At 71.7% G+C, this 11,797-nt stretch carries 13 protein-coding genes; 10 read left to right on the top strand and 3 right to left on the bottom strand.

What is annotated here, in order from left to right; translation table 11 throughout:
• Positions 1–79 precede the first annotated feature (79 nt).
• From ACH41F_RS23380 to ACH41F_RS23365, 4 genes are read left to right on the top strand one after another with little or no spacing between them, the layout of a single operon-like run.
• Positions 80–880 carry an ABC-2 family transporter protein gene (locus ACH41F_RS23380; RefSeq protein WP_391236077.1) on the top strand — a complete coding sequence of 267 codons (801 nt, stop codon included), beginning with the start codon at positions 80–82 and terminating at the stop codon, positions 878–880.
• Positions 881–929: 49 nt separating this feature from the next.
• Positions 930–1,694 (top strand): ABC transporter permease, encoded by a 765-nt coding sequence (locus tag ACH41F_RS23375; protein WP_398837445.1) that lies wholly within the window; start codon positions 930–932, stop codon positions 1,692–1,694.
• Between the two features lie 6 nt (positions 1,695–1,700).
• The gene (locus ACH41F_RS23370; RefSeq protein ID WP_391236075.1) at positions 1,701–2,687 is read left to right on the top strand and encodes an ATP-binding cassette domain-containing protein; all 987 of its coding nucleotides are present in this window, start codon (positions 1,701–1,703) and stop codon (positions 2,685–2,687) included.
• Between the two features lie 32 nt (positions 2,688–2,719).
• On the top strand, positions 2,720–3,487 hold the full coding sequence (locus tag ACH41F_RS23365) for a DUF1707 domain-containing protein (protein WP_391236072.1): 768 nt from the start codon (positions 2,720–2,722) through the stop codon (positions 3,485–3,487).
• 21 nt (positions 3,488–3,508) lie between these two features.
• On the opposite strand, the gene ACH41F_RS23360 is transcribed toward ACH41F_RS23365, so the two are convergent.
• Complete coding sequence (locus ACH41F_RS23360) at positions 3,509–4,846, bottom strand: SGNH/GDSL hydrolase family protein (protein ID WP_398837333.1); 1,338 nt, start codon at positions 4,844–4,846, stop codon at positions 3,509–3,511.
• A gap of 221 nt (positions 4,847–5,067) precedes the next feature.
• Between ACH41F_RS23360 and ACH41F_RS23355 the strand changes: the two genes are divergently transcribed.
• The 3 genes from ACH41F_RS23355 to ACH41F_RS23345 all read left to right on the top strand — a co-directional run bounded on the left by ACH41F_RS23355 (position 5,068) and on the right by ACH41F_RS23345 (position 8,561).
• Positions 5,068–6,411: a DUF445 family protein gene (locus tag ACH41F_RS23355; RefSeq protein ID WP_391236066.1), complete on the top strand. Its 1,344-nt coding sequence runs from the start codon at positions 5,068–5,070 to the stop codon at positions 6,409–6,411.
• A 137-nt stretch (positions 6,412–6,548) separates the two neighbouring features.
• A complete protein-coding gene (locus ACH41F_RS23350; RefSeq protein ID WP_391236063.1) occupies positions 6,549–8,018 on the top strand; it encodes an MFS transporter in 1,470 nt (489 codons plus the stop codon).
• 183 nt (positions 8,019–8,201) lie between these two features.
• On the top strand, positions 8,202–8,561 hold the full coding sequence (locus ACH41F_RS23345; protein WP_391236060.1) for a VOC family protein: 360 nt from the start codon (positions 8,202–8,204) through the stop codon (positions 8,559–8,561).
• A 121-nt stretch (positions 8,562–8,682) separates the two neighbouring features.
• Here ACH41F_RS23345 and ACH41F_RS23340 read toward each other — a convergent pair whose 3' ends face one another.
• Together ACH41F_RS23340 and ACH41F_RS23335 are read right to left on the bottom strand one after the other, a co-directional pair.
• Entirely contained in the window at positions 8,683–9,384 is a 702-nt protein-coding gene (locus tag ACH41F_RS23340; protein WP_398837330.1) for a hypothetical protein, read from the bottom strand.
• Positions 9,385–9,421: 37 nt separating this feature from the next.
• Positions 9,422–9,733, bottom strand: a complete 312-nt coding sequence (locus ACH41F_RS23335) for a hypothetical protein (protein ID WP_398837328.1) — start codon at positions 9,731–9,733, stop codon at positions 9,422–9,424.
• 205 nt (positions 9,734–9,938) lie between these two features.
• On the opposite strand from ACH41F_RS23335, the gene ACH41F_RS23330 reads away from it, so the two are divergent.
• The 3 genes from ACH41F_RS23330 to ACH41F_RS23320 all read left to right on the top strand — a co-directional run bounded on the left by ACH41F_RS23330 (position 9,939) and on the right by ACH41F_RS23320 (position 11,762).
• Entirely contained in the window at positions 9,939–10,361 is a 423-nt protein-coding gene (locus ACH41F_RS23330; RefSeq protein ID WP_391236051.1) for an Hsp20 family protein, read from the top strand.
• Between the two features lie 75 nt (positions 10,362–10,436).
• Complete coding sequence (locus ACH41F_RS23325) at positions 10,437–10,838, top strand: DUF2267 domain-containing protein (protein ID WP_391236049.1); 402 nt, start codon at positions 10,437–10,439, stop codon at positions 10,836–10,838.
• A gap of 132 nt (positions 10,839–10,970) precedes the next feature.
• A complete protein-coding gene (locus ACH41F_RS23320; RefSeq protein WP_398837325.1) occupies positions 10,971–11,762 on the top strand; it encodes an alpha/beta fold hydrolase in 792 nt (263 codons plus the stop codon).
• Positions 11,763–11,797: the final 35 nt, after the last annotated feature.

The following is an 11,797-nucleotide window of genomic DNA, read 5'->3' as shown; positions in this document are numbered from 1 at the left end:
AACGGGTGGCGTGCCTCACCACCGGGGGGCTAGGCTCCTGCGCTTCGGTGTCCGGGCGGGCCGAGGAGGGCTGGGACTGATGGGTTCGGGGCGGTTGTACGTGGCCGTCGCGGCGGGGGGATTCAGACGGTACGCGACCTATCGGGCGGCCACCGCGGCCGGGGTCTTCACCAACACCGTCTTCGGGCTGATCCTCGTCTACACCTACACCGCGCTGTGGGACGAGAAGCCGCGTCTGGGCGGCTACGACCTGGCGCAGGCCCTCACCTACGTCTGGCTCGGCCAGTCGCTGTTCAAGACGCTCGCCAACGGGGGCGGGGGTGTGGAGGGCGAGCTGATGGAGCGCATCCGCACCGGTGACATCGCGATCGACCTGTACCGTCCCGCCGACCTCCAGCTGTGGTGGCTCGCGGCCGACCTGGGCCGCGCCGGGTTCGAGCTGCTGGGGCGCGGGGTGGTCCCCTTCGTGTTCGGGGCGCTGGTCTTCGACCTGGCGCTGCCGACCCAGGTGTCCGCGTGGGCGGCGTTCCTCGTCGCGGTGCTGCTGGCGATGCTGGTCAGCTTCGGCATCCGGTACCTGGTGGCGCTGAGCGCGTTCTGGCTGCTGGACGGCACCGGGGTGGCGCAGATGGTGATGTTCGCCGGGTGGTTCTGCTCGGGCATGATCCTGCCGCTGAACGTCTTCCCGGGCACGCTCGGCGAGGTCGTCCGGGCGCTGCCCTGGTCCTCGCTGCTCCAAGCGCCCGCGGACGTGCTGATGGGGCACGCGGATCCGCTCGGCACGTACGCCTTCCAGGCGATGTGGGCGGTGGTGCTGCTGGCGGCCGGGCGGATGGTGCAGGGGGCGGCGACGCGCAGGGTGGTGGTGCAGGGTGGCTGAGCCGAGCCGGTTCGTGGAGGGGCTGCGGGCCTACCGTCTGGTCTCCGCGATGTGGATCCGCTCCACGATGGCCTACCGCGCCTCCTTCGTCATGACCACGCTGGGCAACTTCACCGCGACCGCGCTGGACTTCGTCGCGATCATGCTGATGTTCTCCCGGGTCGACGCCCTCGGCGGCTACGACCTGCCTCAGGTCGCGTTCCTGTATGGCCTGGCCAGTACCGCGTTCGGGCTGGCCGATCTGCTGCTCGGCTCGATGGAGAAGCTGGGCCGGCGGGTGCGGGACGGCACGCTGGACACGCTGCTGGTGCGTCCGGCGCCGGTGCTCGCGCAGATGGCGGGGGACCAGTTCGGGCTGCGCCGGCTCGGCCGGATCACCCAGGGGCTGATGGTGCTGGGGTACGCGCTGGCCACGGTCGACATCGACTGGACGCCGCTGAAGCTGCTGCTGATGCCGGTGATGGTCCTGAGCGGCGCCGGGATCTTCGGCGCGGTGTTCATCGCGGGCGCGGCCTTCCAGTTCGTGGCGAAGGACGCCTCCGAGGTGCAGAACGCGTTCACCTACGGCGGGACGACGATGCTCCAGTACCCGCCGACGGTGTTCGCGACGGAGCTGGTGCGCGGGGTGACGTTCGTGCTGCCGCTGGCCTTCGTGAACTGGCTGCCGGCCACCTATGTGCTGGGGCTGCCGCTGCCGCTCGGGCTGCCGGACTGGGTGGCGTTCCTGTCGCCGCTGGTGGCGGTGGGGTGCTGCGCGCTGGCGGGGCTGAGCTGGCGGGTGGGGCTGCGGACGTATCAGAGCACGGGGAACTGAGGGGTCATGGACGAGGGACGCGACGAGGCCTTCATCGAGCTGGAGGGCGTGGAGAAGGTCTTCGAGGTCCGCAAGAAGACCGGCTGGCTGAAACGGGAGCGGCGCGAGGTGCGGGCGGTCGACTCGATCTCCTTCCGGGTGGCGCGCGGGGAGATGGTCGGCTACATCGGTCCGAACGGCGCGGGCAAGTCGACCACGATCAAGATGCTGACCGGCATCCTCACGCCGAGCGGCGGCCGGTTGCGGGTGGCGGGCATCGACCCCTCCCGTGAGCGCTCGCGTCTGGCGCGCCGGATCGGCGTGGTGTTCGGCCAGCGCACGACCCTGTGGTGGGACCTGCCGCTGATCGACTCGTACCGGCTGATGCACCGCATGTACCGCATTCCCGACGCCCGTTACCGCGAGAATCTCGACCGCTGTGTCGAACTTCTGGAACTGGCGGACCTGTTGGACGTCCCCGTGCGCCAGCTCTCCCTCGGGCAGCGGATGCGCGGTGACATCGCGGCGGCGCTGCTGCACGACCCCGAGGTGCTGTACCTGGACGAGCCGACGATCGGTCTGGACGTCATCTCCAAGGCCAAGGTCCGTGGTTTCCTGCGGGAGTTGAACACCGAGCGCGGCACGACGGTCCTGCTGACCACGCACGACCTCCAGGACATCGAGCAGCTGTGCTCCCGGGTGATGGTCATCGACCACGGCCGCCTGATGTACGACGGCCCGCTCGCCGGGCTGCACGAGGTGGGGGAGAGCGAGCGGACGCTGGTGGTGGACCTGGAGCGGGAGCTGCCGCCGATCGAGGCACCGCCGGCGCGGGTGGTGCGGGTGGAGGGGCCGCGGCAGTGGCTGGCGTTCCCGGCGGGGCAGTCGGCGGCGCCGCTGGTGGCGCGGATCGCGGCGGAGTACCCGATGGTGGACCTGTCGGTGCGGGAGCCGGACATCGAGGCGGTGATCGCGACCATGTACGCCGAGCAATCCGAGAAAGCGGTCTCGTAGCCGCTCGCGCCCGTAGCTCGTAGGCTGCTTCCATGACCGACGAACTCCCGGACCTTCGGGCCTCCGACGCCGATCGTGAGCGGGTCGCCGAGATCCTGCGGGACGCCCTCGCGGAGGGCCGTCTCGACATGGAGGAGTTCGAGGAGCGGCTGGACGCCACGTACAAGGCGAAGACGTACGGCGAGCTGACCCCGATCACCCGCGATCTGCCGACCTCTCCCGTCCCGGCGGTGAACCTGAGCAAGGGGCCGGTGGCGGACGGGAGTTGGGCCTCGCGGATCACGGGCGGCGAGGGTTCGTCGTCGTGGGCCGCGGCCGTGATGTCCGGGTTCCAGCGCAAGGGCCGGTGGACGGTGCCGAGGCGGTTCACCGGCTTCGCCTTCTGGGGCGGGGGTGAGATCGACCTGCGCGAGGCGGACTTCGCGGACCGCGAGGTCGAGATCACCTGCGTGGCGATCATGGGCGGTATCGAGGTGATCGTGCCGCCGGGTGTCGAGGTCGTCGTGCGCGGGGTCGGGATCATGGGCGGCTTCGACGAGCGCGCCCACGAGGAGCCGGACGATCCGCAGGCCCCGCGGGTGATCGTCACCGGGCTCGCCCTGATGGGCGGTGTCGAGGTGTACCGGAAGCTGCCCAGGGCGGAGCGCAGGCGGCGGAAGCTGGACTCCCAGTCGTCCCGGCGCGAGCTGCACGAGTCCTTCCGCGACGACGCGCGGGACGCGCACCACCACCTGCTGGACGGCCACCGGGACCTGATGCGCGACCGCCGCGACCGGCACGACCGCCGGGACGAGTACTGAGCGGTCCTCCTCGGAGGCGCTCTAGAGCTCCGCCGGTGCCGACCCCTTCAGGTCCTCCAGGTCGAACATCTCCGCCATCCGCGCGTAACCCCTGTCGCTGGGGTGCAGATGGTCCCCGGAGTCGTAGTCGGAGCGCAGCCTGCGCGGGTTGTACGGGTCCCGCAGCGCCTCGTCGAAGTCGACGACCGCGTCGTACACCTTGCCGGCGCGGATCTCGGCGTTGATCCGCTGCCGTACGTCCTCCCGCGCCCCGGTGTACCCGCGGTGGCCCTGGAAGGGCATCAGGGTGGCGCCGACGACCTTGATGCCGCGGGCGTGCGCCTGGCGGACCAGGGTGCGCAGGCCGTCGAGGATCCTGTCGGGGTCGGCGAGGTCCGGGTTGCGGAGGATGTCGTTGACGCCGAGGTCGACGACGACGACCTTGACGTTGGTGCGGCCCAGCACGTCGCGCGGGAAGCGCCCGATGCCGCTCTGGTTGTCGGCGGGGCGGCCCGGCCCGTTGGCGAGGACCTGGTTGCCGCTGATGCCCTCGTTGACCACGCTGTAGCGGGGCAGGTCGCGGCCGGACTCGATCGCGGTGCGCAGCCGCTGCGCGAGGACGTCGGTCCAGCGGCGGTTGGCGCCCTCGGTGGAGGTGATGCCGTCGGTGAGGGAGTCGCCGAGCGCGACGACGGTCCCCTCGGCCTCGTTGCTCAGCACGTCCAGCGCGGTGAGGTAGCGCCAGTACGGGGTCTGCTCGGTGTACGCCGTCCCCGTGACGTCCTCGGTGAGGTCGCCGTCGGCGACGTAGGAGATCTGCCGGGCGTGCGGGTGGTAGGTGACCGGCCCGGACGGCGTGGGGGAGTAGGTGGTGACCAGGACGTCGCTGCCGTGGGCGATGGCGATCCGCACCGCGTCGCTCATGACCTGCCCGCCGGCCGGGACGACGACCGTGGTGCTGCCGCCGAAGGTGAGGCGCCGCATGCTGTCGCCGGCCGCGGCGGCCGTGTCCTCGCTCGCGGCGACGGCGATCGACGCGTGCGTGATGGTCAGCGGGGACTGGCCGTAGAGGTTGGAGAGCGTGATGCGGGCACTCGTACCGCCGACGGCGGTGTGGACGACGTTGCGTACCGAGCGGCCCGCCATGCCCTCGGTCTCCGTGCCGGGCTCCGCGGCGGCCGGGGAGGTGGACCATGCGCCGACCCAGGTGCCGGTGGAGGCCGGGGCGGCGGGGTTGCGCGGGCCGGGGCCCTGGGCGAGTGTCTCGCGCTTGTCCGTGCTGCCGTCGTCGGCGGCGACACCGACGTACAGGGCGGCGGACAGCATCACGATCAGGGCGACGATCGCGGACAGCAGGGCATAACCGTGACGCCTGGTCATGCGGTGCGGTTCTCCTCGGGCAGATGGGAGCCCCAGGCTCCGATGTGATCACCTCATGATGCGTCATGAGATGAGGGGTGGTTGAACAGACCCCCCATTGGGCCACCGGAGTTCAGCAGTGAGCTCCCCCCGACCTGACAGACGTCGGGAACTCCTGATCCGTTCCAGGAGTCGGTCAGGAAGGGACAATGTGTGCGGGGGATCACGAACGGGTGGAGTGGATGGACAGCACGAAACCAGACGAAGCGGATGTCGCGGACGTGGGGCAGCATGCCCGTCCGGTCGCCGCCGGTAACCGCGCGATGACCGCGTTCAGCGCCGCCGACGAGGAGAAGCAGCGCGGCGTGCGCCGGATGAAGCTCACGGCGGCCGGGCTGCTGCTGTTCGTGGCGGTCGTGTACGTGCTCGCCGAGGTCGCCGCGCACCACGGCGCGGGCGCCTGGGCCGGGTATGTCGCCGCGGCCGCCGAGGCGGGCATGGTCGGCGCGCTCGCGGACTGGTTCGCCGTCACGGCGCTCTTCCGCCGGCCGCTCGGCCTGCCCATCCCGCACACCGCGATCATCCCGACGAAGAAGGACCAGCTCGGGGTGTCGCTGGGGGAGTTCGTCGGCGAGAACTTCCTCTCCCAGGACGTCGTGCGGCAGCGGCTGCGCGCGGTCGGCATCGGCGGCAGGCTCGGCGCCTGGCTGGCGGAGCCCGAGCACGCCGACCGGGTCACGGCGGAGCTGTCGGCGGCCCTGCGCGGGGCGCTGACCGTGCTGCGGGACTCCGATGTGCAGGCCGTCGTGGGCGAGGCGATCACCCGGCGGGCCGACGCCCAGGAGATCGCGCCCGGGATCGGCAAGATGCTGGAGAAGATCGTCGCCGACGGTGGCCACCGGCGGGTGGTGGACCTGGTGGTGGCGCGGGCGCACGACTGGCTCGTCCTGCACGACGAACAGGTCATGGACGCCGTCCAGGGCGGCGCCCCGGGCTGGACCCCCCGGTTCGTCGACAAGAAGGTCGGCGAGCGCGTCTACCGGGAACTCCTGCGGTTCGTGACCGAGATGCGGGACATGCCCTCGCACCCGGCCCGGGGCGCGCTGGACCGCTTCCTGGCCGACTTCGCCTCCGACCTCCAGTCCGACACCGACACCCGCGCGCGCGTCGAGCGCCTCAAGGGCGAGGTGCTGGGCCGGGGCGAGGTCCAGGACCTGATCGCGTCCGCGTGGACCGCCGTACGCTCGATGATCGTCTCCGCCGCCGAGGACGAGCGCAGCGAACTGCGGCTGCGGGTACGGGCGTCGCTGCTGTCGCTCGGGGCGCGGATGGCGGTCGAGCCCCGGCTCCAGGCCAAGGTGGACGGCTGGGTCGAGGGCGCCGCGGTGTACGTGGTCTCGACGTACCGCCACGAGATCACCTCGCTGATCACGGACACGGTGGCGGGCTGGGACGCCGAGCACACCACCCGGAAGATCGAGGCCCACATCGGCCGGGACCTTCAGTTCATCCGGATCAACGGCACGGTGGTGGGCTCGCTGGCGGGCCTGCTGATCTACACGCTCGCCCGGGCGCTGGGGGCGTAGGGCCTGCGACAGTAGCCGCCCTCCGGGCGACGAGGCCACTGTCCGAACAGGCCCTGGCCGCGGGCTCGGGCGACGGGCGTAGAACGGCTCCTTCGCGGGCACCCGAACCGGGTTCTCACTCGACGTGGAGGGGGCCCATGACCACCGCACAGGCCGGGACCGGCCGGACCGTGACATCGAACATCCCTGCGAGACTCGACCGCCTGCCATGGTCGCGCTGGCACTGGACGATCGTCATCGGACTAGGAACCGTATGGATTCTCGACGGCCTGGAAGTGACGGTCGTCGGCAACATCGCGGGAAGGCTGTCGGAGCCGGGCAGCGGCCTGCCGATCTCCTCCGGCCAGGTGACCGGGCTGGCCGCGGCCCTGTATGTCGCGGGGGCGTGCGCGGGGGCACTCTTCTGGGGCCGGCTCACGGACAAGTGGGGCCGCAAGAAACTGTTCATGATCACCCTGGCCGTGTACCTGGCGGCCACGGCACTCACCGCGGTGTCCTTCTCGACCTGGTGGTTCTTCACCTTCCGCTTCCTGACCGGGTTCGGGATCGGCGGCGAGTACGCGGCGATCAACTCCGCCATCGACGAGCTGATCCCGGCGAAGTACCGCGGCCGCGTCGACCTCATGATCAACGGCAGCTTCTGGCTGGGCGCGGTGGGCGGCTCCCTGCTGTCGATCGTCGCGCTGGACACGTCCGTCCTGGCGAAGGACGTGGGCTGGCGCCTGACGTTCGCGCTGGGCGCGGTCCTGGCCCTGGTGATTCTCCTCGTACGCCGTCACGTCCCCGAAAGCCCGCGGTGGTTGCTGATCCACGGCCGTGAGGAGGAGGCGGAGGAGATCGTCTCCTCGATCGAGCGGCAGGTGGAGTCGGAACGCGGCGAACGCCTCCCGGAGCCCTCGCCGGACGCCGAACTCACCATCCACCAGCGGGGCGGCGTGACCTTCGCGGAGATCGCCCGCACGGTCTTCTCCAAGTACCGCCGCCGCGCGATCCTCGGCTTCGCCCTCTTCATCGGCCAGGCGTTCCTCTACAACGCCATCACCTTCGGCTTCGGCGCGATCCTCACCAAGTTCTACGACGTCCCGACCGGCAGCACCGGCTACTACTTCGCGGTGATCGCGATCGGCAACTTCATGGGCCCGCTGCTGCTCGGCAAGCTCTTCGACACGGTGGGCCGCCGAGTGATGATCTCCTCGACCTACCTCCTGTCGGGCCTGTTCCTCTTCGGCACGGCCTGGCTCTTCGACCGCGGCGCCCTGGACGCGACCACCCTGACGGCCTGCTGGTGCGCGGTCCTCTTCTTCGCCTCGGCCGGCGCGTCGAGCGCGTACCTCACGGTCTCCGAGATCTTCCCGATGGAGACCCGCGCCATGTCCATCGCCTTCTTCTACGCCCTCGGCACGGCGGCCGGCGGCATCAGCGGCCCGCTGATCTTCGCCGACCTCACCGAGACGGGGAAGGTCGGCGACACGGTCCTCGCCTTCCAGATCGGCGCGACGCTGATGTGCCTGGCGGGTCTCGTGGCGGTACTGCTGGCGGTCCGGGCGGAGGGGCGGTCCCTGGAGGACATCGCCCGGCCGCTGACGGCGTCGTCGCCGAACGGCTGAGGGTAGGGCTTGGGCGGTTCCTACTGCGGGGGCGCGGGGTGCCGGGGGCGCCCGGGGTGCCGGGGGCGGGAGGTTCCCGGCGCCCCTACGTGCCTCTGGCCCTGGATGGTGCGGAGACGCGAGGGTGGGGGGCTGGGGCGCGGACAACAGACAGTCGGCGCCGACTACGAGGAGGTACCACCCGTGACCATCCGCCGGATCGTGCCCGACTTCCAGGTCGACTCCGAGGAGGCGATGAAGGCGAGCACCGACTTCTACGGCCTGCTCGGCTTCCGGGAGGCCATGAACATGGGCTGGGTCGTCACCCTGGCCTCACCCGCCAACCCCACCGCCCAGATCAGCTTCTTCACCGAGGAGCGCACCGCACCGGTCGTGCCCGACCTCAGCGTGGAGGTGGAGGACGTCGACGCGGTGTACGCGGAGCTCGTGGCGGCGGGCGCCGACGTCGTACGGGAGCTGCGGGACGAGGAGTGGGGCGTACGGCGGTTCTTCGTCCGGGACCCCAACGGGCGGATCGTGAACGTGCTGACGCACGGGGGGTAGGAGCGGCGGGGGTGTGGGCGGGGGTATGGGCCGGTCCCCGGTTGCGGTCGGGTTCGGGGGCGGGCAGGCTGCCGTCGATCTCGGCGTCGGGCCGGCTGCGGTCGGTTTCGGCACCGCGTGGCTAACCGCCGCCACCCTCCGCCCCGGCTCGACCGCCCTCGGTCGCCGGCTCCCACTCCGGGCAGTACTCGACGTGCACCAGGGGGACCGTACGGTCCAACAGGCCGGAGGTCGGGTGCAGTTCGGCGCAGGCGTGGCCGGCGAAGTGGCGCGTGCGGCGGTCCCGGCCGGGCCCGGTGTCGGCGAGGTCGAGGAAGTCCGCGCCGGCGTCCGCGAAGGGCAGGGCGCTGCCGCTCAGCACGAGCGTGTCGGCGGCGGTGGTCAGCCGGAGGCGGTCGCGGAAACCGGCGTGGTGGGCGCCGGGCACGGCACGGTCGGTGTCCGGGCGGAAGTCGGCACGCCGGAACTCGACGGTGTGCGGGCTGCCCCGCCCGAGCCGCCCGCGCACGTCCTTCCACCGGGAGGCGGGGAACTGCGCGGAGTGGTGCACCAGCAGCAGATCGCGGGCCCGGTACGGCTCGGGCAGCGGTTGCCCGACCGGCCGCTCGCCGTGCCGGCGCAGCGGGACGTGGACCAGTGAGCGCGGGGACCGGGCGGCCAGCAGCCAGGCCGCGGCCAGCTCGGCCGCCGCGGCTCGGTCCACCCTGAGGTCCAGCCAGTGCTCGGCGTCGTAGCAGAGCGCACGGCGCAGCCCTGTGGCGCGCAGCACCCGGTACTCGTCCGGCCCGAGCCGCACCCGATGTTCCGTGACGTGCAGTCGCATCGATCCCCCGCCTCCCCAGCGCCCGCGTTGCCGACGCTCAGCCCTGTCGGTCCGCCACCGCCCAGGAGGCGAGCGCGACGGCCCCCGCCACCCCGAACACGGCCGGCCAGGCCCCCACCTTCTTGGCCAGCGGATGCGACCCGGCGAAGGCGGCGACATACGCGGCGGTCAGCGCCCCGGCCGCCCCGCCGCCCGCCTGCTGCCGCCACTGCCGCGCGGCCGCGGCCCCGGCGACGGCCAGCACGACCCCGCCCAGCTGCCGCTTCCTGGTCCAGCGCGCCACGCCGTACCCACCGACGAGCCCGCCCGCCGCGACCACCGCGCTGGGAATTTTCGCCCTGTCCGCCATGTCTGCCTCCTGCCGATCGTGATCACCGCGGCCCGCGAGCCTCGTCCCTCGGGGTGTTTCCCGAGGTCCGGAGCTTCCGAGGCTAACCTCGACCCCGTCCCCCGACCCGGACCTGAGTCGGGGCTTGTCAAGTTTCCTCCTCCGAGTTATATAAGAAGGCGTCAGGGCATCGCACCCCAGTTCCTGAGGAGAGGAGTGACCTGTGATGCTCATGCGTACGGACCCCTTCCGCGAGTTCGACCGACTCGCGCAGCAGGTCTTCGGCGCCACCCGCCCGGCGGCCATGCCGATGGACGCCTACCGTTCGGGGGACGACTTCATCGTCCACTTCGACCTCCCCGGCATCGACCCCGAGACGATCGACCTGGACGTCGAGCGCAACGTCCTCAACGTCCGCGCCGAGCGCCGTTCCCCCGCCCCCGAGGGTGCGGAGACCATCGTCGCCGAACGTCCGACCGGTACCTTCACGCGCCAGCTCTTCCTCGGCGACACGCTCGACACGGAACGCATCGACGCCTCGTACGAAGCCGGGGTCCTGACCCTGCGCATCCCCGTGGCCGAACAGGCCAAGCCGCGCCGCATCCAGATCTCCGGCGACGGCCAGGGACGCAAGCAGCTGAGCAACTGATCACACACCGGCGAGCGCCCTGCGGGCCACTGCGCGGGGCGCTCCCGGCGATGGACGGAGGAGAGACAGCCACACATGGGCAGCTGGACTGAACTGGTGGAACTGGTAAGGGAATCGGGCCGTTACCCGACGGCGGAGGAGGCGGAACGCGTCACCCGCGTCGTCCTGTCGGCCCTCGGCGGCCATGTCACCGGCGACGAACGCGTCGACCTCGCCCGAGCCCTCCCGGAGCAGGCCGCGAGGATCGTCGCCGACCAGATCCCGGCCCGCCGCCCGCTGCCGGCGGCACAGTTCGTGGAGTCGGTCGCGGCCCGCACCGAGGGCGCGACCCCGGCGACGGCCCGCTGGGACGTCAGCTCGGTGCTGAGCGTGCTGCCGGGGGTGGTGGGCGAGGGGCTGGTCCAGCGCATCCTCCACCAACTCCCCTCCGGCTACGCCTTGTTGTTCGGCAGAGCAGAGCTGGTCCAGGCGGCCTGACCGCACGGACGACCCCGCCGGCGTGCCGCGGGCACCCCCGTGCGGCCTGGAGGTCTCGCCTGTGCAGTGCTGCATGTGGTCTCGTACCGGAAACCCAGTACAACCGCACAACTCTCCTCCGAGGAAGCACACTTGCCCCACCTCCCCCTGCCCGACGGCACGCGCCTGGCCTACCGCGACCACTCCCCGCCCGGGCCACCGACCCGCACGGCCCTGCTCCTGCACGGCCTCGCGGGCCACATGGGCGAGTGGGACGCCCTCCTGCCCCCGCTCCTCGCCTCCGGCGTCCGCGTGGTGACGTACGACGCCCGGGCCCACGGAGCGAGCACCCGCCGCCCACCGACGGTGACACGCCGGTCGTACGTCGACGACGCGGCCACCCTCGTCGAGGAACTCGGCCTCGCCCCCGCAACCCTGATCGGCCAGTCCCTGGGCGGCCATACGGCGATGCTGCTGGCGTCGGCCCGCCCGGAGCTGGTGGCCGCGCTGGTCCTCGTGGAGGCAGGCCCGGCGGGCCCGAGCCCGGAACTGCCCGCGCAGATCGGCGCCTGGCTGGACAACTGGCCCACCCCCTTCCGATCCCTGGAGGAGGCCGAGGCCTTCCTCGGTCACGAGGGGTGGGCGAGAGGGCTGGAGAGGCGCCCCGACGGCTGGCGGCCCCGCTTCGACCGGGACCGCATGGTCGAGTCCCTCACGGAACTGGCCGAGCACGCCTACTGGCCGGAATGGACGCGCATCACCTGCCCCACGCTCCTGGTCCGCGGCGAGAAGGGCACCATGCCCCCCACCGAGGCCACCGACATGCAGGCCCTGCGCCCGAACACCCATGTGACCGTCATCCCGGACGCCGGCCATGACGTACACCTGGAACAGCCGGAGCGGCTGGCGTGGACGCTGGACGAGTTCTTCAAGAGCGCCCTATGACGGCCTGAAGTGCGCGCTGTCGTGGACCGCATCGA

Origin of the sequence: Streptomyces sp. NPDC020489 (genome assembly GCF_044386545.1) — a bacterium.
Classification (GTDB): Bacteria; Actinomycetota; Actinomycetes; order Streptomycetales; family Streptomycetaceae; genus Streptomyces.
This window is presented reverse-complemented; position numbering and strand designations above follow the sequence as displayed.